At 74.3% G+C, this 23,541-nt stretch carries 18 protein-coding genes; 7 read left to right on the forward strand and 11 right to left on the reverse strand.

The window, feature by feature from the left end; all coding sequences use genetic code 11:
* Positions 1-9 precede the first annotated feature (9 nt).
* Positions 10-1,230 (reverse strand): cytochrome P450, encoded by a 1,221-nt coding sequence (locus ABZ951_RS18265; protein ID WP_344094981.1) that lies wholly within the window; start codon positions 1,228-1,230, stop codon positions 10-12.
* A gap of 215 nt (positions 1,231-1,445) precedes the next feature.
* On the opposite strand from ABZ951_RS18265, the gene ABZ951_RS18270 reads away from it, so the two are divergent.
* The gene (locus tag ABZ951_RS18270; protein ID WP_344094979.1) at positions 1,446-2,492 is read left to right on the forward strand and encodes a hypothetical protein; all 1,047 of its coding nucleotides are present in this window, start codon (positions 1,446-1,448) and stop codon (positions 2,490-2,492) included.
* A 4-nt stretch (positions 2,493-2,496) separates the two neighbouring features.
* On the opposite strand, the gene ABZ951_RS18275 is transcribed toward ABZ951_RS18270, so the two are convergent.
* Positions 2,497-4,647 (reverse strand): beta-galactosidase trimerization domain-containing protein, encoded by a 2,151-nt coding sequence (locus ABZ951_RS18275; RefSeq protein WP_344094977.1) that lies wholly within the window; start codon positions 4,645-4,647, stop codon positions 2,497-2,499.
* 361 nt (positions 4,648-5,008) lie between these two features.
* Between ABZ951_RS18275 and ABZ951_RS18280 the strand changes: the two genes are divergently transcribed.
* Positions 5,009-5,644 (forward strand): 50S ribosomal protein L25/general stress protein Ctc, encoded by a 636-nt coding sequence (locus ABZ951_RS18280; protein WP_344094975.1) that lies wholly within the window; start codon positions 5,009-5,011, stop codon positions 5,642-5,644.
* Positions 5,645-5,707: 63 nt separating this feature from the next.
* Here ABZ951_RS18280 and ABZ951_RS18285 read toward each other — a convergent pair whose 3' ends face one another.
* The 3 genes from ABZ951_RS18285 to ABZ951_RS18295 form a co-directional block, all read right to left on the reverse strand.
* Positions 5,708-6,484, reverse strand: coding sequence for a VOC family protein (locus tag ABZ951_RS18285; RefSeq protein ID WP_344094973.1), 777 nt, complete (start codon positions 6,482-6,484; stop codon positions 5,708-5,710).
* Positions 6,485-6,749: 265 nt separating this feature from the next.
* On the reverse strand, positions 6,750-8,588 hold the full coding sequence (locus ABZ951_RS18290) for a M4 family metallopeptidase (RefSeq protein ID WP_344094971.1): 1,839 nt from the start codon (positions 8,586-8,588) through the stop codon (positions 6,750-6,752).
* Between the two features lie 359 nt (positions 8,589-8,947).
* Complete coding sequence (locus ABZ951_RS18295; protein WP_344094969.1) at positions 8,948-9,364, reverse strand: gamma-glutamylcyclotransferase family protein; 417 nt, start codon at positions 9,362-9,364, stop codon at positions 8,948-8,950.
* 88 nt (positions 9,365-9,452) lie between these two features.
* Between ABZ951_RS18295 and ABZ951_RS18300 the strand changes: the two genes are divergently transcribed.
* Genes ABZ951_RS18300 through ABZ951_RS18310 form a run of 3 tightly spaced genes read left to right on the forward strand, consistent with a single transcriptional unit; the run spans position 9,453 to position 13,408 of the window.
* Positions 9,453-11,750 (forward strand): FHA domain-containing protein, encoded by a 2,298-nt coding sequence (locus ABZ951_RS18300; protein ID WP_344094967.1) that lies wholly within the window; start codon positions 9,453-9,455, stop codon positions 11,748-11,750.
* Between the two features lie 18 nt (positions 11,751-11,768).
* Entirely contained in the window at positions 11,769-12,386 is a 618-nt protein-coding gene (locus ABZ951_RS18305; protein WP_344094965.1) for a hypothetical protein, read from the forward strand.
* The gene (locus ABZ951_RS18310; protein WP_361280236.1) at positions 12,386-13,408 is read left to right on the forward strand and encodes a serine/threonine-protein kinase; all 1,023 of its coding nucleotides are present in this window, start codon (positions 12,386-12,388) and stop codon (positions 13,406-13,408) included. Before ABZ951_RS18305 ends, ABZ951_RS18310 begins: the two co-directional genes overlap by 1 nt.
* A gap of 4 nt (positions 13,409-13,412) precedes the next feature.
* Here ABZ951_RS18310 and ABZ951_RS18315 read toward each other — a convergent pair whose 3' ends face one another.
* Complete coding sequence (locus ABZ951_RS18315; RefSeq protein WP_344095020.1) at positions 13,413-14,681, reverse strand: streptophobe family protein; 1,269 nt, start codon at positions 14,679-14,681, stop codon at positions 13,413-13,415.
* A gap of 666 nt (positions 14,682-15,347) precedes the next feature.
* Here ABZ951_RS18315 and ABZ951_RS18320 point away from each other — a divergent pair.
* Positions 15,348-16,250: a DUF6777 domain-containing protein gene (locus ABZ951_RS18320; protein ID WP_344094961.1), complete on the forward strand. Its 903-nt coding sequence runs from the start codon at positions 15,348-15,350 to the stop codon at positions 16,248-16,250.
* Positions 16,251-16,298: 48 nt separating this feature from the next.
* A complete protein-coding gene (locus ABZ951_RS18325; protein WP_361280238.1) occupies positions 16,299-17,036 on the forward strand; it encodes a DUF998 domain-containing protein in 738 nt (245 codons plus the stop codon).
* A 21-nt stretch (positions 17,037-17,057) separates the two neighbouring features.
* On the opposite strand, the gene ABZ951_RS18330 is transcribed toward ABZ951_RS18325, so the two are convergent.
* From ABZ951_RS18330 to ABZ951_RS18350, 5 genes are all read right to left on the reverse strand, one after another.
* Positions 17,058-17,738, reverse strand: coding sequence for a helix-turn-helix domain-containing protein (locus tag ABZ951_RS18330; RefSeq protein WP_344094057.1), 681 nt, complete (start codon positions 17,736-17,738; stop codon positions 17,058-17,060).
* Between the two features lie 795 nt (positions 17,739-18,533).
* Complete coding sequence (locus ABZ951_RS18335) at positions 18,534-19,802, reverse strand: MFS transporter (protein ID WP_344094055.1); 1,269 nt, start codon at positions 19,800-19,802, stop codon at positions 18,534-18,536.
* The gene (epsC, locus tag ABZ951_RS18340) at positions 19,799-20,401 is read right to left on the reverse strand and encodes a serine O-acetyltransferase EpsC (protein WP_344094052.1); all 603 of its coding nucleotides are present in this window, start codon (positions 20,399-20,401) and stop codon (positions 19,799-19,801) included. The genes ABZ951_RS18335 and epsC overlap by 4 nt, the downstream gene beginning before the upstream one ends.
* Positions 20,398-20,967: an NADPH-dependent FMN reductase gene (locus ABZ951_RS18345; RefSeq protein WP_344094050.1), complete on the reverse strand. Its 570-nt coding sequence runs from the start codon at positions 20,965-20,967 to the stop codon at positions 20,398-20,400. Before ABZ951_RS18345 ends, epsC begins: the two co-directional genes overlap by 4 nt.
* Entirely contained in the window at positions 20,964-23,486 is a 2,523-nt protein-coding gene (locus tag ABZ951_RS18350) for an ATP-grasp domain-containing protein (protein WP_344094048.1), read from the reverse strand. Before ABZ951_RS18350 ends, ABZ951_RS18345 begins: the two co-directional genes overlap by 4 nt.
* Positions 23,487-23,541: the final 55 nt, after the last annotated feature.

Genomic DNA, 23,541 nt, shown 5'->3' on the forward strand with positions numbered 1-23,541 from the left:
GGGGTCGCATCACCGCAGTATGACCGGCAGGTCCTGGAGCCAGTTCATCGTCATGCTCGGCCGGCGTTCGACCTCCTCCGCGGGTACCGCCAGCCGCACCCGGGGAAAGCGGTCCAGCAGCCGGCCGAAGAGGGTCTCCATCTCCAGGCGGGCCAGCAGCGCGCCGACGCAGCGGTGGGCCCCGTGGCCCATGGCCAGGTGCTGGTGGTCGGTGCGGGTGATGTCGAAGCGGTGCGGGTCGGGGAAGCGGCGCGGGTCGCGGTTGGCCGCCGCGACGCAGATCAGCAGGAACTCCCCGGCGGGAACGGTGACGCCCTCGCCCAGGTCGACCGGCTCCGAGGTGTAGCGGGGGCCGACCGCGCGGAACGGCCCGTCGAAGCGCAGGCACTCCTCGACGGCGCCGGGCAGCAGGGAGCGGTCGGCGAGCAGCGCGGCGAGCTGCTTGGGGTGGCTCAGCAGCGCGTACATGGCGTTGGACAGGGCGTTCGCCGTCTCGATTCCGGCGACGAGCAGGAGGAACGCGGTCGAGGCGAGCTCGTGGCGGGTCAGCGGCCGCCGCCCCTCGCGCTTGGAGACGAGCGCGGAGAGCAGGCCGCGGGTGGGGTGCGCGCGTCTGCGGTCGACGAGGCGCTCGCTGAAGTGGGCGATGACGAGCGAGGTGTCCCGCACGCCCGCGTCGCTCCGCCGGCACATGAGCGTATCGAACCAGGCCGGGAAATCCTCCTGTTCGTCCGGGTGCAGCCCCAGGAGGTCGGCGACCACGGCGACCGCGAAGGGGTAGGCGATCCGGGCGCGGAACTCCACGGGCCCGGGGGCGTCGAGCGCGCCGAGCGTCTCGTCAGCGAACTGCGCGACGCGGGGCCGCATGGCGTCGACGGGCCCCCGGCTGAGGGCCTGCTGGGTGCCCTGGCGCAGCCGCTGGTGGTCCGGCGGCTCCGCGTTGATCATGTTGGCCCGGATGCGGGTGTTCGTCTCCCGGCGCCGGTCCGGCCGGGCGGCCGGCTGTTCCCGCAGGTCGGGACGCTTCCACTCGTCCTTGCGGACCGTGGGGGAAGTGAGGAGCCGGCGCGCCTCCTCATAGCGCGGCACCAGCCACAGCCGGGTGCCGCTCACCCCCGTCACCAGGGTCGCGGGTGCCTGTTCGCGGAGGTCGTCGAGGACGGGGTGGGCGTTCTGGAAGAACTCGGGCGTGAAGATCCCGGGCGGGACGGTGGTCCGTTCGGTCGTCACAGCGATCCTCCTCGGAGAGGGGCGGGAAGGGCTGTGCCCCCGGCAGCCTACCCAGGGTGTCCGTTCAGTTACACATGGCAACTGAAGAGGCGTGGGCCCGGTGAAGTCCCGTGCGGTGTCGCCGTGTCCCGGAGGGGCGCGGGGAACTGCGCGACCAGCTGCCGAGCTCCCGCAGACGAGGCCCCCGGCTTCCGGCGGAGCGCTAGGGTCGGGGCGTGCGCAGTCGACTGTACGGTGCGATGTTCCTGACCGTCCTCCTGTTGACGGCCTGTGGCGCGAACCCGCGCCGGACCGACGCGCCCCGGCCGCCGGGCCCTTCGGACGGCCGGACGACGATCCGCGGTGACGGAGCCGAGCTGCTGCACCGCGCCGGGGGCCGCGCCAGCGCCCAGAACCCCGCCTTCTCACCGGACGGGACGTCGCTCCTGTTCACCCTCTTCCACGACGGCTACAACGACGGTGCCGCCGCCCTGCGCGTGCTGCCCCTGACGCGCACCGCGACGGCCCGGCCCACCACGCTCCTCGACGAGGCCGACCGGGCCGCCGTGAACCTCACCGGCACGAGCTGGCACCCCTCGGCCGGGGTGACGTTCGCCTCCGACCGGGCGGGCGGCCGCGAAGAGGTGTGGGTCCTGCCGCCCGGCGGCCGCCGCCCCACCCGGGTGACCGACCACCGCGGCCCGTCCGGCTACCTGGAGCCCAGCTTCTCGCCGGACGGCGCGTGGATCGTCTTCCAGGAGAGCGTGCTGAAGGAGAGCGACGGGCAGGACGGCCCGCCGGACCGCTCCGCCCTCGGCTCCCTGTGGAAGGTCCGGCGCGACGGCAGCGGCCGGACCCGGCTGCTGGACGGCCCCGCCACCGGCACCGACAACCGGCAGCCCAACTGGTCCCCGAAGGGCGACCGGCTGGTCTTCCAGCGGCGCGAGGCCGGCGGCGACTGGGCGCTGCACGTGATGAACGCCGACGGCACCGGGCTGCGCCGGCTCACCGACGGCCCCGGGGAGCACACCGACGCGAGCTGGTCGCCCGACGGCAGGTCGGTGGTCTTCTCCTCCACCAGCGGGGGCCTCGACGTGCCCCAGATCTTCGTGATCCCCGCTGCCGGCGGCCGCCCGGCCCGGGTGACCGCCGGCAGCGGCTACGACGGTGCGCCGAGCTGGTCACCGGACGGGCGGTGGATCGCCTTCGAGGCCCACCCGGGGGACGAGGACCGGCCGTCCTCGCTGTGGCGGATCCGCGCCCCCCGGACGCCCCGGGGCTGAGGCGTCAGCCGATGGTGACGGTCAGCAGGGAGTACTGGGCCACCGTCAGGGCGACGGTGGCCGTGCTGCCGGTGACCCGCCAGCTGACCGGCTGCGGGGCGGGGGAGGGCCCGTCCGGAGAGCTCACCGCGGCGGCGAGCACCTGCTTGCCCGGAGGGACGGGGAGCGACACCGTGCACGTGGCCGGAGTGATCCGGAAGGCGCCCGGAGCGTCGCCGAAGTGGGTGAAGTTGACCAGCTGGACGACGGTGTCGTCACCGAGCCGGCCCACCTCCAGATGGATCCGGCGGTCGCCCTGCAGCGTCACCGCGGGCGGGGCCGCCGCCCGGACCGGGGCGAGGAGCCGGTCGGCGCTCGCCTGGTCGGTGGAGCTCAGGTAGCTCAGGCCGGGCCGGCCCCTGAGGTAGTGACAGGTACCCGCGCCGAATCGATTCTCCTTCCGTTCGGGCAGCGGATCGGCCTTGCGGAAGCCGAGCACGTCGGCGAGGGCGTACTCACCGCGGGCCGTTCCCATCGCGTCGAGCCCCGTGGGCGCCGGGCCCGTGATCACCACGGTGCCCCCGCCCGCCACGTAGTCGCGCAGCACGCCCGCCTCCGCGTCGGAGACGGCCTGCAGGTCCGGCAGCATGAGCACCCGGCAGCCGGCCAGGTCCGCGGCGGCCAGACCGGGGCTGGTGACGGTGCGGAACGGGATGTGCGCGTACACCATCGCCTTGACCGTGCCCCGGAACTCCCCGAGCCACTGCTGCCGCGTGCAGCTCTCCTCCGCGCTGCCGCCGCTCCACCAGTCCTTCACCCCGGCGGGCACCTCGGCGTTGGCGAACATGCCCGTGCCGGCGCCGGGACTGACGAAGTCCCGCGAGGCCGAGGAGTGGTAGACGCCCACGACCGCCTCGGAGACGGCGTCGTACAGCTCCTTCTCGTGGGCCGCGACGAACGCGTACATCCGGGTGCGCATCGCCTTGTCGGTGGTGACGTCCTTGAACGGGCTTTTGACCTCGTACGGGTTGCAGCCGGCGGCCAGCAGTTCGGCCATCACCAGCGAGGCGTCGTCGGCCTTCCAGCCGTAGGAGAACGCCCAGGCCGGCTTGGTGCCGCTGGCGGCCCGCGCGTACTTGTACATCGAGATCAGACACGTCCAGTCCGTCGCCGTGGCGTGCCGCATCCCGTCGTAGAGCGCCAGGATGTCCACCTCCCACACCTGGCTGACGCCCTCCGCCTGCCGCAGGTACGCCCCGTCGAGGCCGATGGTGGTGGCGTACTGGTAGTCCATGCTGACCGTCTCGCTGAAGGTCACGAGATCGGGGTTCACCGACCGCCCGGCGGCGGCGATGTCGATCTGCCACTGGTTGAGGGCGCGGTGCCGCCACTCGACGTAGCGACGGAAGGGCAGGCCGGTGAAGTCGGGCGCGGCCGGCAGGGCGAGACCGGTGTCGGCCCGGAACGCGTCCGCGGCCCACGAGGAGGCGTCGCACCAGCTGAGCGCCCCGTCGAAGTAGATGGGGACGTCCGGCCAGAGGGCGTCCAGACCGGTTGTGGCGAGGGCCTTGACGCGGCGCAGATAAAAGTCCCGCCACGGGGAGTTCGGGCTCACCCAGCAGCTCTCGTCGCCCGGATCGACCCAGACCACGAGGCTGCCGTAGAAGACATTGGGCTTGCCGTCGAGCGAGCGCTGCACCCAGGACTTTCCGTCACCGTCCTTGTAGAACGACGGGCCCTTCTCGCCGCCCAGGCTGATCACTTCCAGCGACGGGTAATACATGACCACCCGGATTCCCGCGGCGTGGGCCAGGCCCACGAATTCCTTGATCTTTCCCAGGTGCTCGGTGAACTCCGCGTCGGTCAGCCAGTGCGAAAGGATCGTGTCGACCTCGATCACATTGACGTGCTGCGCTTTGAGTGCCGTGATCACGGGCTTCATGTCGAGCTCGGGATCGGCGTCCTCGTCGAAAGTGCCGTCCGCTATCCGGGCGTACCTGCTCCACTCCGGGAAGACTTCCAGACGGGCCGCCGCGGCCGCCCAGGCGGGTTCGGCGTACGGCTGGAACGGGCCGGGGAACCGGGGGGCGACGCCCGCCGCCAGCGCGGCGCCGCCGGCCGCTCCCAGGCCCGCGCGTAAGAGTCCCCGGCGACTGAATCTTCGTATTCCGCTCATCGACTGCCCTTCATCGGCGCGACGGTGTCCTACGGTGCCCGGAAATTCTGCCCGATCTCCTTCGCCGCGGCGGGCGGAATCCGCAGAACGCCGGAATCCAGGGGCGGCCGGCGGCCCGCCGGCGTTACGGCCCCGCCGCACTTGCCGCACGTTCGGGCTACTTGTCCGGCCGTATGGAGCAGCTTTGGATCACCGCGCCGCCGCGCTCGATAAACTCGCGGAGTTGCTCGGCGAGGGAGGCCGTACTCATGGGGTGCGGCGATACGGTATCGGCGCGCTCTTCTCTTCGTACCAGGTCTGTCGTGGCCCGGGTGACGGCCACAGGACAGTGCAGGGCAGTCTGACCACGAGGAGTGCAGTCATGGCCGAGGTAAAACTGACCGCCGAGCCGCGTACCGAATTCGGCAAGGGCTACGCCCGCCGCATCCGCCGCGCCGACAAGGTCCCGGCCGTCGTCTACGGCCATGGTGCCGACCCCAAACACGTGGCGATCGACGGACACGCCCTGATGATGGCCCTGAAGACGCCGAACGTGCTGATCAGGCTGGACATCAACGGCAAGAGCGAGCTGGTGATCCCCAAGGCCGTGCAGCGCGAGGCCCTGCGCGGCTTCCTGGTCCACGTGGACCTGCTGACGGTGAAGAAGGGCGAGAAGGTCACCGTCGAGGTGCCCGTCCACACCGAGGGGGAACTGGCGCCCGGCGGCAATCTCCTGGAGCACATCCTCAACGCCCTGCCCGTCGAGGCCGAGGCCACCCACATCCCGGAGGGCTTCACCGTCTCCATCGAGGGGCTGGAGGCCGGACACACCATCCGGGCCAAGGACATCGAGCTGCCGCGCGGCAGCACCCTGGCCGTCGACGAGGACGCCGCGGTCCTCCAGGTCGTCGCGGCGCAGGAGGCCCCGGCCGAGGGCGAAGAGGAGGAGGAAGCGGAGGAAGGCGCGGCTGCGGAGCCGGAGGGCGAGAAGCCCGAGGCCGCCGCGGCCGAGAGCTGAGAGCGCCCTCCCGGGCGGTGTGCGGCCTGTGCGCCGCGGCCGCACACCGCTCGCGGGGAGAGCTCAGGCGGCGGGACGGGGCGCGATGACGGCGAACGGGGCGCCGAAGGAGTCGGCGAGCCAGGCGATCCGGCCGACGTCGGGGACGTCCGAGGCCGGCACCAGCACCGAGCCGCCGTTCTCCTGCGTCCGGCTGACGGTGTCGTCGACGTCCGCCGTGTCGAAGTAGGGCATCCAGCGGGGCTCCATGCCCTCCTGGACGGTGGCGAGGCCGCCGAAGGAGGCGTCTTCCTGCTCGCCCTCGGCCGTGGAGAGCACCGTGTAGGTCATCTCCGGCACCGGCATCTCCCGGCTCCGCCAGCCGAAGAGCGCGCGGTAGAAGGAGAGGGCGGCCGCCGGGTCGGGGGCGTGCAGCTCGGCCCAGCACAGGGTGCCGCCCTCCGAGGCCGCCTCCAGGCCCTTGACCGCGGCGGGCTGCCACACGGCGAAGTCGGCGCCGCCCGGGTCGGTGAGACAGGCCATCCGCCCGGCGTCCATGACGTCGAACGGCGCGACCCGCACCGTGCCGCCGGCCTGCTCCACCGCCTTGGCCGTGGCGTCGGCGTCCGGGGTCTGGAAGTAGACCGTCCAGGCGGGGCTCGCGCCCTCCTCGGTGAGGGGCCCGAGGGCGGCGAGGGTCCTGCCGTTCTTCTGGAAGAAGCCGTAGCCGCCGGCGTCGGGCCCCGCGGGCTGGAGGTCCCAGCCGAAGACGGCGCCGTAGAACTCCGCGGAGGCGGCGGTGTCGGGGCTGCCGAGGTCGAGCCAATTGGGCGCGCCGGTCACGAAATCGGTGCTGAGCATGGTGGGTGCTCCTTCGACGGATCCTCGCCGGGCCGTCCGCCGCGGGCGCGGTGGGCGGGGGCCGGTGCGGATTTTTAGTCTCGCACCGGGCACTGACATCCGCCGGTCACCGTTCGCCGCGGGCCGCGGCGCGCCCCGGGCGCGCGGAGTCCCGGCCGGGGCCCCGCGGTGGGGGAGGAGCCCCGGCCGTCCGCGGGTCGCCTCCGGGGCGCCGCCGATGTGGCGCCCCGGAGGCCGTCAGCCGGCCGCGGACGGACCCGTGCCGTCAGCGCTCGGCGGCCGGGCCCTGCTTCGGGGTGTTGGCCTCGGTGACGTTCACCGCGGCCCAGGACCGGTCGACCGCCTTGTACTCGGCGCTGCCGGCCCCGTGGAGGTCCTCGGCCGCCTGCAGGGTGGCCGTGCGGGCCTCGTGGAAGTCGGTGGTCGAGACCATGTAGCGGGTGAGCGCCCGGTAGTAGATCTGCTGGGCCTTGTCCCGGCCGATGCCGGCCACCGGCGCGCCGTCGTAGGTGGGGGAGTCGTAGGCGACGTTCCCGATCGTCTTCTTGCCGCTGCCCTCGGCCAGCAGGTAGAAGGCGTGCGAGGAGACGCCGGACCCCGCGTGCACCTCGCGGTCGTAGGCGCCCGCGTCCCAGTAGTCGACGGTTCCCTCCAGGACGTCCAGCGACGGCTTGTCCAGGCGGCGCAGGAACGTCTGGTCCAGGCCGAGCTTCTCGCCGAGCAGGTAGTTCGGCGGGTTGCCGGTGTTGGCGGTGGCGAACTCGACGCCGGCGCCGAAGATGTCGGCGAGCGACTCGTTGAGCGCGCCGGCCTCACCGAACTGGTTCTGTGCCGCGTCGACCCGGGTGGGCTGGAAGTCCGCGGTCGCCTCGATCACTCCGTGGCTGAGCTCGTGACCGGTGACGTCCAAGGCCACCAGCGGCTGCTTGAACGTTTCTCCATCGCCGTCGCCGTAGAGCATGCACGAGCAGTCGGGGGACCAGAAGGCGTTGGGGACCTTGTCGCCGAAGTGCACGACGGCCTTCGGCCCGGCGCCGTCGTTCTTGATGCCGTTCCGGCCGAAGGTGTTCTTGTAGTAGTCGTAGGTGCTGGTGATGCCGAATTGCGCGTCCACGGCGGCCGTCACAGGGTCGGCGGCCGTGCCGTTGCCCCAGCGGTTGTCCTGATCGGTGAGGGCCTTGCCCTCGGCGTAGCTCTCGATCTCCTTGCCGTCCGCGCTCCGGGTCTCGCCACCGCCGCGGCTGGGGTCCTTGAGGGTGTAGGAGTCCTTCGCCGTCCGGGTGGTGATCAGCGGCACACTGCCGGCGAACAGGGCGGCGCCGGTGCCGTTCGCCTGCACCGGGAAGCCGGTGTCGGGGCGGATCCGGCCGGCGGGCGGTGCGGTCTTCGGGCCGGTGCCGGGCCCGGCCTGCTGCCCGAGGCCGCGCAGCTTCTTCTTGAGCCCGGGGGAGATGAACGCGTCGGTGCGCGGGGTGGTGCGCAGGACCTCGCCCGAGCCGGCGTCCACGACCACGTCGCGCACGCTGCCGGTCTCGGCGGTCCGGCCGCCGGTGACGGTCACCCGGTAGGCCAGCGTGGACGTGCCGCCCCGGGCGTCGACCACCAGCTCGGCCCGGCCGGCCGTGCCCCCGGCCGACGCGGCGGCCTTGGCGGCGGCTTGAGGGGCCGTCAGCTCGGGGGTGGTGCCGGGCAGCGAGATCTGGTGGCGGATGGCCCGGGTCACGCCCAGGTAGCGGAGCTGGGCATCGAGGTGGACGACGAGGTCGCCGCCGACGACGGGGACGCCCCGGTAGACGCGGTTGAAGCGGACGTGCCGCTTACCCTCCGGGTCGACGAGGGTGTCCTTGACCGTCAGGGTCTCGTTCTTGCCGACGCCGGTGGCACTCGCACGGGCGAGGGCGGCGGTGCGTGCCGCCTTGACGATCTGTGCCGCACCGGCGGTGGCCGCGGACGCGGCGGCGGCCCGGGCGGACTGCCGGGCCCCGGCCGGAGTGTTCACGGAGTGAGACGGCGCCGCGACGGCCGGACCGGCCAGCGTGGCCGCGGCCGCCACGGCCACGGCAGCGGTGAGTATTCGTCTGGAGGACGTGGGGGGTGTACGCACGGTCAGCGCCCTTTGCGGAGAGGGCGGTTCGGGGCATGCCCGGCCGCCTGCAGCCACGCGGTGCTTTCCCTGCTGCACCGCGGGAACCTGTGGTCCCGCCGGTGACTTTGCCTGGTTGGCATGCCCACGAAAAGAGGAAAAGTCGCCTTGTCCGGACAGTTGATCAATTATTTACATTGCGTCAACGCAGAGTGAGGAGCAGGCGACTTGGTGTCGACGTACCGGTGAAGACGCGACATCGGGCGCGCAGGTTGTCGCCCTTCGGAAGTGTTCACTATGTGAGACGGGCGGGCGCGGCCATCGTGGGTGTCCTCCGCTGACTCCCGGCGGCATCAGGCGAATTGCCGCCCGGTGCCGGATCACTCGGGCCAGCTGCCGCCCGGAATCGGGGTGCCCACCGCCCGCAGCCGCCGCGCCAGGGCGTCCGCGGCCAGATAGACCCAGGCCCGGACGGCCCCACCGGCGGCGGGCAGCACGGTCCGCTCCACCCGCACGTAGTGGTGGGTCGACCCCCGCGCGTGACCTTCCAGCCGATCGAGCGACGCGAGCACCGCCCCGTGGTGCGCCGCCGCCAGCGAGATCAGCTCGCCGTGGATCTCCCCGCTCGGATCGGTCACGGCGTACGGGTAGCCGGGCCCCTCGTAGAGCACCGCCCCGCGCATCCGGGCCGGCTCCTCCGCGGCGGTCCGGCCGTGCAGGAAACGCCCGTAATTGCTCTGCCCGGGGCGCAGCGTCCCGTAGACGAACACGGGCAGCTGCTCGGGGTCCGCATCCACCTCGGGTGGCTCCCTCCGTCACCGGTCACGCGCGCGGGGTGCCGACCGCCGGAAGGCGGGAGCGTGCACCCAGCCGTAAAATACCCGTATGGGAGAGCGGCCGGTCGTGCCCTCCGCCCCCGAACTCGTCGTCGAGTCCGATGGCGGCTCGCAGACGATGACGGCGAGCCGGACCTATCAGGTGGGGCGCGATCCTACGAGCGACATCGTGCTGAGTGACGCCCGCGTCTCCTGGCACCACGCGGTGCTGCGCCCCGTCGAGGACCACTGGACCGTCGAGGACACCGGCAGCACCAACGGCACCTATACCCACGGCCGGCGCGTCGGCTCGACGGACGTCGGCCCGGGTGACGTCATCCGGTTCGGCAACCCGGCCGACGGGCCCGCGGCCGTGCTCAAGGAGGCGCCGCCTCCGCCCGAAGAGGCACGGCGCCCGGCGGAGCGCCCGTCCGCCGTCTCCCTCCCCGCCGCCACCGGAACCTTCCGGCGGCCCACCTCCGTACGGCCCCTGCCGACCCGTACCGTCCGCATCGGCCGCGGCACCGACAATGACCTGACCGTCGACGACCTCGTCGCCTCCCGCCGCCACGCGGAGCTGCGCACCCGCCCCGACGGCGGCTACGAGATCGTGGACCTCGGCAGCCACAACGGCACCTATCTCAACGGCCGTCGCGTCCGGCGCGCCCCGGTCGAGCCCGGGGACATCGTCGGCGTCGGCCACTTCGCGTTCTGCCTCGTCGGCGACCAACTCCAGGAGTACGTCGACAGCGGTGAGGTCTCCCTCGACGTGCAGGACCTCTCCGTCCGCGTCGACAGCGGCCGCAAGACCCTCCTGGACGACGTCTCCTTCCCCGTGGGCGCCAAGTGCCTCCTGGCCGTCGTGGGGCCCAGCGGCGCCGGCAAGTCGACGCTCCTCAACGCCCTCACCGGGCTCCGCCCCGCCGACGTGGGCACCGTCCTCTACGACGGCCGCGACCTGTACGCCGACTACCCCGAGCTCCGCTCGCGCATCGGCCTCGTCCCGCAGGACGACATCCTGCACGCCCAGCTCAGCGTGGGCCGCGCCCTGCGCTACGCCGCCGAGCTGCGCTTCCCCGGCGACACCGCGAAGGCCGAACGGCAGGCCCGGGTCGACGAGGTGATCGGCGAACTCGGCCTCCAGCAACGCGTCGACCAGCCCATCCACAGCCTCTCCGGCGGCCAGCGCAAACGCGTCAGCGTGGCCCTGGAACTGCTGACGAAACCCTCCCTGCTCTTCCTCGACGAGCCGACCTCCGGCCTCGACCCGGGCATGGACCGCTCGGTGATGACCATGCTGCGGGACCTCGCCGACGACGGCCGCACCGTCATCGTCGTCACCCACAGCGTGCTCAGCCTCGACCTGTGCGACCGGCTGCTGGTCCTCGCGCCCGGCGGCCGGACCGCCTTCTACGGGCCGCCGGGCGAGACGCTCGGGTTCTTCGGCTTCACCCAGTGGCCCGAAGCCTTCGAGGCGTTCGAGAACGACACCGGCCGGGACTGGGCCGGGCAGTACCGCGACTCCGCACAGCACCGCCGGTACGTCACCGCCGCCACCGAACAGCCCCACCGGGCCGCGGCGCGCGAGGCCGCGCCCGCGCCCGCGCTGACCGCCGACCGCACCTTCCTGGCCATCATGATCGCGCTGCCGTTCGTGATGGGCGCGATGGCCCGGGCCCTGGCGGGCAGCAAGCTCACCGCCGAGTCGGCCATGAACGCCCTGCTGATCCTGTGCGTGGGAGGAGTCCTGACGGGCGCCGCCAACGCCGTCCGGGAACTGGTCAAGGAACGCGCCATCTACCAGCGCGAACGCGCGGTCGGCCTGTCCAGATCCGCGTACCTCATGTCCAAGGTCGTGGTCCTGGGGCTGATCACCGCCGTCCAGGCCGTCGTGCTGACCCTGGTCGGCCTGTTCGGGGTGGACACCGCCGCGCCGGGCGGCAAGGGCGTGCTCCTGCCACCCCTCGCCGAGATCGCCCTGGCCGTGGCCCTGCTGTCCTTCACCGCCATGATGCTGGGCCTGGTCGTCTCGGCCCTGGTGCGCAAGGAAGAGGTCACCATGCCGCTGCTGGTGCTCCTCGCCATCGTCCAGGTCGTCTTCTGCGGCGCCCTCCTCAAGCTCGACGGGGTGCCGGGGCTGGAACAGCTGGCCTGGCTGGTGCCCTCCCGCTGGGCGCTCGGCGCGATGGCCGGCACGATCGACCTGGAGCGCGTCGTCGGCGGGAAGCTGACCGCCGACCCCCTCTTCGACCACTCCACGGGCACCTGGCTGCTCAACATGGGCATGCTGGTGGCGCTCTCCGTCCTCTTCGGCTTCGTCGTCGCGCGGCTGCTGCGCCGCCACGAACCCGCCGTCATGCGGAAGTAAGGCAGGTGGGAGCCCGACATGAACACCACCGCGGTCCCCTCCGCCCCGGACACCGGCGACGGCTTCGCGCCCACGCACGTCGTGCCCCCGGACGGGCTGCCCACCTGGCGCGCCCCCGACGGCGCGGTGCCCACCGAGAAACTGGACCCGCTGCTTCCGGTGCGGCTGCTGGACCGGCGCGGCGACTGGGGGCGGGTGCTCTGCTCCAACGGCTGGGCCGCCTGGGTCGACGCCCGGCCCCTGGTCCCCCTGCCCCAGGGCCCGCCCGCCGCCGGTGCCCCGCTCGCCCGCACGGCAGACGCCCGCAAGCTCCTCACCCGCATCGAGGAGACCCTCGGGCGCTACCGCCGGGCCATGGAGGACCTGGCGTCCGGGCGGAGCGACGGCGAGACGTTCCGCCGCGACACACGCGGACTGCGCGTCGGAGCGGTCGTCGACGGGGAAGCCGTCTGGCTCTACGACGCCGACCACGACCGCTGGTGCTACTGCGACGGCACGGCGATGAGCACCCTCGCCCCGCACCGGCCCGGCGCCCCGCCCGTGCCGCCGGAGAGGTCCGGCGCGCCGTCCGCCCCGGACGAGGCCACCCGGGTCGTCCCGCCGCCCGGCGCGGGCCCCGGGCCCGGTGAGAGCTGATGGCGCCCGCCGACCGCCCGCCCCCCGCCTCCCCCGTCGAGCGGCCCTCGGAGCTGATCGGCCGGCAGATCGCCGGCTACCTCGTGGAGACCGAGATCGGCCGCGGCGGCATGGCCGTCGTCTACCGCGCCCGCGACCTGCGGCTCGGGCGCACCGTCGCCCTGAAACTGCTGGCCCCCGAGCTCGCCCGCAACGACACCTTCCGCAAACGCTTCGGCCATGAGTCGCGCGTCGCCGCGGCCATCGACCACCCGCACATCGTCCCGGTGTTCGAGGCCGGCGAGGCCGACGGCGTCCTCTACATCGCCATGCGCTACGTGGCCGGGCAGGACCTGCGCGCCCTCCTCGACCGCAGCGGCCCGCTGTCCCTCCCCGACGCCTGCCGCATGGCCGTCCAGGTCGCCTCCGCCCTGGACGCCGCCCACGCGCACGACCTGGTGCACCGGGACGTCAAGCCGGGCAACATCCTCGTGGCGGAGGGCACCGACAGCGACCACCCCGAGCACGTGTACCTCACCGACTTCGGGCTGACGAAGAAGTCGCTGTCCCTGACCGGGTACACCCGCGTCGGACAGTTCGTCGGCACCCTGGACTACGTCGCCCCGGAACAGATCTCCGGCAAGCCCGTGGACGGCCGCTGCGACGTCTACAGCCTGGCCTGCGTGGTGTTCGAGATGCTGTCGGGGGCACCGCCGTTCCAGCGGGACGACGACATGGCGCTGCTGTGGGCCCACCAGTACGACCCGCCGCCCCGGATCTCCGCACGCGTCACGGGCCTGCCGCCCGGCACGGACGACGTCCTGGCCACCGCGCTGGCCAAGGCCCCCGACGACCGGTTCGACAGCTGTCTGCGGTTCGTCACCGCCCTGCGCCGGGCCGGCGCCGGGGGCGGCCCGGACCCGGCGGCCGTCGTTCCGGCGGCGCACGCGCCGACCCGGGTGGACCGCGGTCCGGTGGGATCGCCGGAGCCGCCGCCGGGGCCGCCGCGCTGGGCGGCCGTGGTCTTCCCCGAACGGCGGTAGGGCCTCAGCGCCTCTCTTCCGACACCTCGCCCCGGCGGCGCACCCGCGCGGCCGGCAGGCTGCCCAGGAACCCGGCGAGGAGCCCCCACAGCAGCCCGAGACCCGTCAGCACGAGCAGCCGGGGGCGCAGCGACACCTCACCGCCGAGGCCCCCCAGGTCGCCGAGGCCGAGCAGCGACAGGCCGAAGCGGGCCGAGATGCGGGTGAGCAGCCCGACGACCAGCAGCGTGACCGCCAGCGCCACGCCGAGGCGCACGGCGTGCTGCCAGGGCCGTGTCCGGGCGGGCGAGCGGGCGGCCGCCACGAACCCCGCGGCCAGCAGCGCGACCACCGCGAGGGCCACCAGCAGCCAGGCCCGCCCGTCGTACTCGGCCAGCGAGGAGAGGTTCACCGTGGCGTCCTTGCCGTCGCGTTCGCGCAGCACCGCCGCGAAGGCCTTCGGCACGGGCAGGCCGATGTCATCGCCCGGCACCCGCCCGTCCCAGGAGCCGCCGAGCCCCACGCCGAAGGCGAGCCAGACGAGGTTGGGCAGCCCGAGCAGCAGCACGGCGGCGGTCTCCGCGGCATGCCCGCGCACGATGAGAACCACGACCCCGACGAGCAACCCCATCACCACGTAGCCCAGCAGCACCACCAGCATGGCGAACGCGGCCGGCCGCACCGAGTCCTGGAAACGCAGCAGCCGCGACGGCAGCGGCGTCCGGCGCGACACGGCGGTGGCCACGGCCAGCAGCACCAGCAGCCACAGCAGGGCGAAGCCGAGGGTCGGGGCCACCGCCGCGCGGAAGCCGACCTCCGGCGTCGCGCCCAGGGCCTCGCCGATGTCCTCGACGATCGAATCGCCCAGGTCGATCCGGAAGGTGTGCCGGGCGCCGGCGGCGATCAGGGCCACCGCGACCAGCCACAGCAGGGCCGTCCGGGCGACGGCGGCGAGGAGTTCGCTCCCGCTCGCCACCGCGCGGTGGCGCAGCGGCCGCAGGAACATCCCGGCGATCGTCAGCGCGCCGGCCAGGGTCACCGACAGCGGCACGACGTTCAGTCCGCCGGCCGTACTGGCCACGAACCCGGCGTCGCCCGACAGTTCCACGGTGCCGCCGACGGCCGTGACGACGGTGGCGGCCAGGACGGCGAGGAAGGCCCCGCCGGGCAGCCCGCCCGCGCCCGCGGCCCACAGGCCCGGCGCGGCGACGGCGAACATGGCGGCCACTCCCGCGGCCACGGTGACGAGGGCGTCCCACCACGCGCGGACGCCGTGGTGCGCGGAGCCCGGCACGGGCCCCCGGGGCTGCGGCGGCTGACTCACACGGCCTCCGGACTCGTCAACGCTGGTCGGTACACGGCGGAGCGGGAGCGTCCCGGCGGACGCCGGCGCAAGCCGTGGAGCCCAACGTAAGCCCGGACGCGCCCGGTCACCTGTCGGGCGCCTGCGGCCGCGGTCTGCGTTTGCGGGGTGCACCGGTTTGCGACACACAATGAACGCCGGGGGCGCATGCACGGGGAGAGCAGGGTAAAGGTCTGTAATCGGCAAAAACGCCTCCAGCGTAGGAGTAGGGCCGTGTCGTCCGAACCACCGTCAGAGAACCACCCCACCGGCCCGCCGTCCGGGCCTCTGTCCGGCCCGGGCTCCGGCCAGGCCTCCGGCTCCGGCTCCGGCCGAGGGTCCGGATCCGGTTCCGGCTCCGGGGCCCGCCGGCCCGAAGAGCCCACCCGGGCGGACCGGCCCGGGCCGCCGACCGAGCCCGCGTACCCCTCCGGGCCGGGCGGGTCCGCCGGCCCGCCGGCACCGCCGCCGGGCGGGCACGGCACCCCGCCGGGCGGGCACGGCACCCCGCCGGGCGGGCACGGCACCCCGGGGTCCCCGGCCCCGGGCCCCGGGGGCGGCAAGCCCCCCTGGTGGAAATCCGGGCCGAAGATCGCGATCGCGGGAGGCGCCGTCGTCGTGGTGGCCGCACTCGCGATCTTCCTCCTGCGCCCGGACGGCGGCTCGGGCGAGGTCTTCCTGGAGTCCGCGTCCGCCGAAGGCAACGCCCCCTTCACCCGTTCGACGGCGAAGGAGCCCACCGCGGAGGCCACGGCCGAACCCACCCCCGCGGGCGGCGGTGGCGGCGGCACCCGGACCGTGCAGGGCTCGACCCCCGGCCTCTACGGCGGCACCCGCAACGTCGCCAGCTGCGACGTCGAACGCCAGATCAGCTACCTGACCGAGGACCAGGCCAAGGGCCGGGCCTTCGCGGAAGCGGCCGGCATCGAACAGAGCACCATCCCCGCCTACCTGCGCGGTCTGACCCCGCTGCAACTGCGCGCCGACACCCGCGTCACCAACCACGGCTACAAGGACGGCAAGGCCACCTCCTACCAGGCCGTCCTCCAGGCCGGCACGTCCGTCCTCGTCGACGGCAAGGGCGTGCCCCGGGTCCGCTGCGCCTGCGGCAACCCCCTCGGCCCGCCGACCGCCGTCAAGGGAACCCCCGAGCCCAAGGGGCAGGCGTGGGCCAACTACCGGAAGTCCGACGTCGTGGCGGTCGCCCCGGCCACCGTCGTCATCAAGGTCATCATCGTCTACGACCCGCACACCGGTGAGTGGTTCGAACGGCCCATCGGCGGCAAGGGCGAGAGCGACCGGCCCGTGCCCCGCCCCCACGACGGCGTATCACCCGGCACCTCGCGGTCCGTCGAGGAACAGCCCAGCAGCGCGCCCCCGTCCGTACCGCCCTCCTCCGACACCCCCTCGGAACCCACGGGGCCCACGGGGCCGACCGGCCCACCGGACCAGCCGACCGGGCAGGAACCCGCACCGGCGTACGGGCGACCGAACGCCGCCTCCACAGGAGGGACCCCATGAACCGGACGGCGCCCCGACACCGCCTCCGGCCGGTCTGAGAGCCCGGCCATGAGCGACCGGTCCACCGCCTCCCGGCGGCCCGCCGCCCGGCCCGCCGCCGGCCCCGCCGTCGGGGCCGGCCCGGCAGGCCGGGCGGCGGCGGTGCGCGCGGCGTGGGCCGCCCGGGCCCTGACGGCGGCGGCGGTCCTCTACAACGCCTGGGTGCTGGAGGCCGTCCTGCCCACAGGCCTGGACCCCCGCCACTCCTACGTCAGCGAGCTCTACGCAGCCGACCAGCCCTTCCACCTGCTCTTCGGCGGCGTCGAGATCCTCACCGCCCTGCTCGTCGCCACGGGCATCCTGGCGTGGCCGCCGGGCGCCCGCCTGCCGGGCGACCGCACGGCCACCGCCGGGCGCTGGGCGCTGGGCGTCTTCGCCCTGGCGTCCGTCGCGGACGTGATCGTGCCCATGCGCTGCGCGCCGTCGGTCAACCACGCCTGCGAGATGGTGAACCCCTGGCACACCGCCACCAGCGCGCTGGTCCACGCCGGCCTCTTCGTCTCCATGGGGCTGCTGGTCGCCGCGGCCGTGGCCCGCGGCGGGCGCACCCGGTGGCCGCCGCTCCGCCGCCGGGGCCCCTGGGTGCTGGCCGCCGCGCTGCTCACGGCACTGGCCACGGTGGGTCCGCTCTTCGGCCGGCCGGGCTGGCACGGCCTTCCGCAGCGCGCCCACCTGGTGCTCGTCGGGGTCTGGCTGGTGCTGCTCGCCGCGTCGCTGCGCGCGGAGCACCGCACGGCCCGGGAGTGAACCGGCCCCTCCCGCCGGGTGTCACCGGGCCGGCGCCGTCTCCAGGGCCGAGGTGATGGCCCGGGCGGCGTCGCGCAGCAGCTCCGTGGCCCGAGCGGCCGCGGCCCCGCCCGCGGGGTCCAGGGCGTGGGCCGGGCCGGTCAGGGACAGCGCGGCGGCGTACGAGACGGGCCCCGGGCAGGTGACGGCGGTGGCCAGCGAACCCGTGCCCGGCTCGCCGGTGTCCGCCGCGTAGACGCACCGCCCGTCGCACGGGGCGTCCAGTGCCCTGGCCAGGGCACTGGTGGCGGGGCGTATCTCGCCGGTGGCCAGCCGCTGCGGGGAGTTGTCGGGCCGGAAGACGTGGTGGACGATCTGCACGCCCTCGGGGTGGGCGACGGCGAGCTGGACGCTCATCCCGCTGCGCGCGGCCAGGGTGTCGGCCCAGGGCATGGCGGCGGAGCGCAGGGCGTTGCAGTCCGGCAGCGGTCCGCGGTCCGCCCGGGCGGACCGGAGCGGGCCGGCCAGGTGGAAGACGTCCGTGCCCGGGTCGCGCCGGACCAGCCCTTCCTCGCGGAGCCCGCCCAGGAGGGTGCGGGTGGTACGGGTGGGCAGGTGCAGGACGGTGGTCAGGTGGCGGACGGTGATGCCCTCGTCGGGGTGCTCGGCCAGCTGCCGCAGGACAGCGGCGGTGCGGCAGACGAATGCGGGGGACCGGTTCATGTGCGCGACGCTCCTTACGGTGACGGCCGGACGGACTGCGGGCCTCCGGGCTCGGTAACGCCGATGGCGATGCGGCGCCGCCCGGAACGCCCGCGACCCAGGCTAGGCACGCCCCGGCGGCATCCGGTGTCGTCCGATCGGGGGAACGGGAGGGGGAACGGGCTGTCGGGCGGGGTGCGGCGGCTTGGGGCGGTTCGCGGTCGTGGCCGGCGGACGTGTCCTCCGGGCCGCCGGTGTCCGGCGCGTGGACGCACCGCCGTTCGCGCCGGGTGACCAGCCGGGGCCCGCTGTCCGTCGGCCCGGGCCCGGCACGCCACGACGGAGGGCCGGGGGCGGGCGGGGACCGCGGCCGAGTGCGGGGCGTTCAGCCGGGGTACGGCGGCGTGGGGGCTGGCTTGAGCAGGTGGTGGGTGGTCGGTGAGTCCGCCGAGTCTGCTGGCCGGTTTGCCGTGTGGTCGCATTGCCCGTCGTGCGGGGTGTTCAGCCGGGGTGCGGCCGAGTGCGGGGCGGGTCTTGAACAGGTGGCGGGTGGTCGGTGAGCCTGCCGAGCCCGCTGGCTGGTTCGCCGTGTGGTCGCCCCGCTCGTCGTGCGGGGCATCCAGCTGAGGCGCGGCCGCTTATGGGGCGCGGGCTGGGCAGCCGGTGGTGGCCGGCGGACGTGTCCCCCCCCGGCTCATCGGTGTCCGCCGCGTGGAGACACCGCCCCGGCCGGGGCGCCCCGCGGGGAAACGCCCTGCCCGCAAGCCGCGTGCCGCAACGGGAGGGCCCGGGGGCGAACGCCCCCGGGCCCTCCCGTCACGCGGCGGCCGTCTCCCTCGCCGGTGTGTTCACCGGCAGCAGGCGGCTGACCAGGGCCAGCGCCAGGAACCAGCCGCCCAGGACCGCCCAGCCCCAGCCCCCGAGCTCCAGCAGGAAACCCATGGCCATCGGGCCCACGATCGTCGCCACGGTGAAGCCGAGGTTGAAGAACGCCAGATAACCCGCCCGCTGGTCGTCCGGCGTGCCCTCCACCGCCAGGCCCCAGCTCCCGGACGTGTGCCACAGCTCGCCGACCGTGAGCACCACCACCAGGGCGGCCAGCAGCACCGCCGCCGCCCAGCCCGGAATCCGGCCGCTGAGCGGGACGAGCAGGCACACCGCCGCCAGCACCACACCGGCCTTCACCAGCATCCGGCGGGCCGTGGGCGGCCGTTCCGACCCCTGGCTCATCCGCACCTGGAGAACGACGGCCAGCACGGTGTTGACCAGCAGCAGGAGCGAGGCCAGCCAGTGCGGCGCCCCCGTCTGCCCCACCAGCCACAGTGGCAACCCGATCGACAGGACGAAGGCGTGCATGCTCATCGCCCCGCTGATCGCGGTCAGGGCGACGAACCGCCGGTCGCGGACCACCGAACGGGCCTTGCGTTCCCGCGCGCCGCGCGCCACCGGGGTGTCCGGCAGCCGCCGGGCCAGCCACGCCGTCACCGCGAACGCCAGCACCGTGCCGCACAGCACGGCCCGGTACGCCGCCGGGGTGCCGACCGCGGCCGCCGCGGCCGCGGGCAGCGCCCCCAGGGCGTACCCGGCGTTGCGCAGCGCCCGGGTCGCGGCCAGCGCGGAGACGCGCTCCTGCTCGGTGTCCGTCATCTCCAGGACCAGTGCCTGGGTGACGGGCCCGGTCGCCCGGCTGATCAGGCCCGCCGCCGCGACCGCCGCCAGCGCGGTCACGAAGTCCCGCGCCAGCAGGATCGCGGCGAACGCCACCGCCCGGTAGGCGAAGAAGCTGATCAGGGCCCGGCGGGCGCCGATCCGGTCGGCGACGGCCCCCAGCGGCATCAGGCCGACGAGGGAGGCGACACCGGAGATCGACAGCACCAGGCCGGTGTCGGGCGTGCTCAGCCCCACGGCCTGGGTCAGGTACAGCGCGGAGAAGGCCAGGTACATGCCCAGCCCGAGGGCGTCGATGGAGATCGCCACGTACAGCCGCCGGATCGGCCCCGACGCCCGGAAGGGGCGGACCGAGTCGAGCGCGGCCTCCCGCAGCCGGCTCAGCGGCGAGGGCGGGCCCTGGGTCGTCGGGCTCATGCCGTGTGCTCCACTCGTGCCGTATCCGAGCCGCTCGGGGAGTTGCGGTGCCGGACCAGGCTCGCCGGCGCCCGCACCCGGCTGTTGGCCGGCAGGTCGGTCGTCACCAGGGCGTGCGCGCCGATGAGGCAGTCGTCGCCGATGTGCACCGGCCCGAGCACGGAGGCGTTGGTGCCCACCACCACCCGGTCCCCGAGCGTGGGGTGCCGGCGCTCGCCGGGCGGCCGGCGGCGGTCCCGCCACCAGCCCATCGCCCCGATGGTGACCTGGTGGTAGAGCGTGACGTCGTCGCCGATGACGGCGTCCTCACCGATGACCACGGCGGCGGCGTGGTCGATGAACAGCCGCCGCCCGATGCGCGCGCCGGGGTGGATCTCGACCCCGCCCGACAGCGCCCGCCCCACCAGACACACCGCGCGCGCCGCGATGCGGTGGTCGGCGACGTACATCCGGTGGGCGGCCCGGTGCAGCCACAGGGCCGGCAGGTACGGGGCGAGCAGCGCTTCGTACGGCTTGCGCACGGACGGGTCGCGCTCGGCGACCACCCGGAGGTCCTCCCGCATCCGGCGGACGGCGGCGAGCCACCCGGGGGCGCTCACAGCACCGCTTCCGTGACGTCCGCGCGCATGGCACGGGTGAAGGCGTGCAGCTGGTCGGCCAGCGTGACGCACCGGCTGTCGATGGCCTCGGCCGCGTCGAGGGAGCGCCGCTCGCCGAAGTCCGCGGCCACCGTGCTGACCTGGGTGGGCACCGTCCAGCCGCCGAGGGCCTTGACGACCTGGCGCAGCTGTTCGCAGGCGTTGCCGGAACCGCGCGGCCCGCCGGCGTTGGCGACCAGCCCGACCGCCTTGCCCTCGAACGCGTCGTGCGGCAGGTGGTCCAGGGCGCTCTTGAGCAGCCCGGAGTACCCGGCGTGGTGCACGGGCGTGCCCAGGACCACCGCGTCGCAGGCGCGGGCGGTGGCGATGAACTCCCGGGCCGCGGGGTGCGGGTGCGGCTCGCTGCTCCAGTAGTGGTCCGGGTGGCTCTGCGGGAGCGGGCTCTCGGCGAGGTCCATCAGGGTGATGTCGAAGCCCCGGGCCTCCAGGAGGTGGGCGACGTGGCGGACCAGGGCCGCGGTGTGCGAACCGCGGCTGGGGCTCCCGGCGATGCACAGGGCCTTCATCGCGCCGTCACCCCGGCTCCCTCGTCGTCCTGGTAGCGGACGGTGGTGTGGGCGCGGATGAACTCCATGCGCTCGCGCACCTGCTGCTCGTCGGCGCCGGTGACGACGTACGTGGCCAGGCTTCCGCCGGCCAGTCCGATCGGGGTGAACCGGCTGCCGGGCGCGGCGGCGACGCGGCGCTCGACCAGCCACTCCCGCGGCACCTCGGCGTCGTCGACGCCCGCCACGACGCCGGGGCGCCCGTAGAGCATCAGGAAGCCGCCGGCGCTCTCGCGCCGCTCGAAGCCGGTCGTGGGCCGTTCCCCGAGGGCGAGGCGGACCATCGCCTCGTTGAGGTTGATGCCGGTGACGGCCTGGAACATCGGGATGATGCCGCCGCCCCCGGCCCGGCAGGCGACCTCGTTGAACAGCAGCCGGCCGTCGTCGAGGAGGAACGCCTCCAGGTGCAGCACCTGGTCCCGCACGGCGAACGCCTCGATCACCTGCCGGGTCAGCTCCTCGGCCCGGGCGCGCACCGCGGGGTCGCCGACCGTGACCGACGAGAGCGGCTCGGCGGTCAGGTGGGAGAGCGTGGAGGACAGGTAGCGCGAGGTCACCGTCGCCATCGGCTCGCCGCCGTGGACGACGGCATCGATGTGCAGCATGGGCGCGTCGATGAACTGCTCGGCCTGATAGCCGGTCAGGTCGGTGTCGGGGTCCGCGTCCAGGGACCGCAGCTCCCCGGCGGAGCCGACGATCCACACCCCGGCCGAGCCGGAGCCGTCCCGGGGCTTGAGGACGATCTTCCCGTGCTTCTCCAGCAGCGGCCGGGCCTGCTCGGCGGTGTCCACGGCCGCCCAGTCGGCGACGGGCAGGCCGTGCCGCTCGGCGGTGCGCTTCATCGTCGGCTTGTCCCGGAAGGGTGCCACCCGGCTCACCGGGTCCCCGGCGACGCGCAGCCGCTCCCGCAGCCGGGCGCCGGGCAGGAGCAGGGCCTCGGTGAACACCAGGACGCGGTCGATGCCGTGGCGGCGGTGCACGGTCTCCACGAGGCCGTCGCGCAGGTCGTGGTCGTTGATGTCCAGGGCCAGGACCTCGGCGCACTCGCCGGGCCGCGCCTGCCCGGCCACCTCGGGGCGGGTGACGAGCGTGACCCGGTAGCGGTCGGGGTCCAGGGCGGGGGCGCCGTCCGGCATGCGGTACGCGTCGTAGCCGATGCGGTCGATGAACAGGACGTGCTCCGGGTCGGCCGGCCGTAGCTCGATGGCCAGGGCCGTCTCGACGGCGGTGACGTTGGCCAGGCAGGTCTCCACGTCCTCGCCGGTGACGAGCATCGACAGCAGGTGCGGGAACCGCCCGGGGTCCACCACGGCGCCCGCGGCGAACCGCATCGAGACGTAGCCCAGGCAGCCGAAGCGCTCGCGCACCTCGGCGAGGTCGGCGATGTGGCCGATGCGCATCGGCCGGTCGGGCCCGGGGATCGTGCGGACGCACACCGCCCGGAGCGGGTTCGCCTGCGGCGACACGGGCAGCCCGGCCGTGATGCGCAGGATGGAGGCCACGATGTCGTGGTCGCTGGCGGTGCCGAATATCTGGCCCATGGGCCCGCCGAGGCGGGCGTTGACCTCGATGCACCGGGGCCCGTCCGGCGTCAGCTTGACCTCGGTGTGCACGGCGCCGTCCCGCAGCCCGAGCGCCCGGATCGCCGCGCCGGCGTGCTCGGTGACGGCGTCCTGCCGGGCGGGGGAGAGCGCGGAGGGGAAGACGTGCCCCTCCTCGGTGTAGCCGTGCCGCAGCGCCAGCTTGTCGACGATGCCCAGGTGGTGCACCTCGCCGTCCTGCACCAGGCTCTCCACGCTGACGTAGTCCGCGTAGCGGTCGTCGGCGTGCCAGCCCTCGCCGCCGACGAGCAGCTCCTCCAGGAGGTACACGTCCTCCTTGATCAGGAACGGGGAGCGGGCGGCCGCGGCCACCGCGGCGTCGTACGCCTCCTGGAGCTCCTCCTTGGAGGTCACCTTGCGCACCTGCATGCTGGCGGCGCCGTAGGCGGGCTTGAACACCGCCGGGAAGCCGACCTCGGCCGCGGCGGGCGCGAGGTCGGCGGCGGTGCGGACGGCGTGGAAGCGCATGCCCAGCACCCCGCCGTCCCGCAGGGCGGTGCGCTGCAGCAGCTTGTTCTGCGCGGCCCGCACCGCCTCCGGGGGGTTGCCGGGCAGGCCCAGCTCGGCGGCGAGGTCGGCCTGGGGCTGGATGAGCAGCTCGGAGAAGGTCGCGATGCCGTCGAGCGGGGACTCCCCGTGGATCTCCCGCACGGCCCGGTACGCCTCGTCCAGGTCCGCGCAGTCCCGCCACGTCCCGGTGAAGCGTTCCTCCCACGTCGCGCGGACGGCGGAGACGTCGAGCGGGCCCCAGGCGTGGAGGTATACGACGCTGAGCCGGCCGGTGACCGTGGCGGCCGGGCCGAGGGCGTTGTCGAGGGTGAGGCCGCCGGCTCCGGCGAGGATCAGGATATGGGGGTGGTCCGAGGGCGCCTGAGGCATCGGGACCTCCTTCCGGGAGTTACGGGTAACGGGTGGGTCAGGTGGCCCCGGGTCG

Origin of the sequence: Streptomyces sp. NPDC046215 (assembly GCF_040646215.1) — a bacterium.
Taxonomy (GTDB): domain Bacteria; phylum Actinomycetota; class Actinomycetes; order Streptomycetales; family Streptomycetaceae; genus Streptomyces; species Streptomyces stramineus.

Coding starts and splice junctions, on each gene's coding strand:
- ABZ951_RS18345 (WP_344094050.1), bottom strand. CDS start 20,967: ATGAAGGCCCTGTGCATCGCCGGGAGCCCCAGCCGCGGTTCGCACACC.
- ABZ951_RS18305 (WP_344094965.1), top strand. CDS start 11,769: ATGAACACCACCGCGGTCCCCTCCGCCCCGGACACCGGCGACGGCTTC.
- ABZ951_RS18335 (WP_344094055.1), bottom strand. CDS start 19,802: ATGAGCCCGACGACCCAGGGCCCGCCCTCGCCGCTGAGCCGGCTGCGG.
- ABZ951_RS18350 (WP_344094048.1), bottom strand. CDS start 23,486: ATGCCTCAGGCGCCCTCGGACCACCCCCATATCCTGATCCTCGCCGGA.
- ABZ951_RS18275 (WP_344094977.1), bottom strand. CDS start 4,647: ATGAGCGGAATACGAAGATTCAGTCGCCGGGGACTCTTACGCGCGGGC.
- ABZ951_RS18310 (WP_361280236.1), top strand. CDS start 12,386: ATGGCGCCCGCCGACCGCCCGCCCCCCGCCTCCCCCGTCGAGCGGCCC.
- ABZ951_RS18330 (WP_344094057.1), bottom strand. CDS start 17,738: ATGAACCGGTCCCCCGCATTCGTCTGCCGCACCGCCGCTGTCCTGCGG.
- ABZ951_RS18285 (WP_344094973.1), bottom strand. CDS start 6,484: ATGCTCAGCACCGATTTCGTGACCGGCGCGCCCAATTGGCTCGACCTC.
- ABZ951_RS18280 (WP_344094975.1), top strand. CDS start 5,009: ATGGCCGAGGTAAAACTGACCGCCGAGCCGCGTACCGAATTCGGCAAG.
- ABZ951_RS18300 (WP_344094967.1), top strand. CDS start 9,453: ATGGGAGAGCGGCCGGTCGTGCCCTCCGCCCCCGAACTCGTCGTCGAG.
- ABZ951_RS18325 (WP_361280238.1), top strand. CDS start 16,299: ATGAGCGACCGGTCCACCGCCTCCCGGCGGCCCGCCGCCCGGCCCGCC.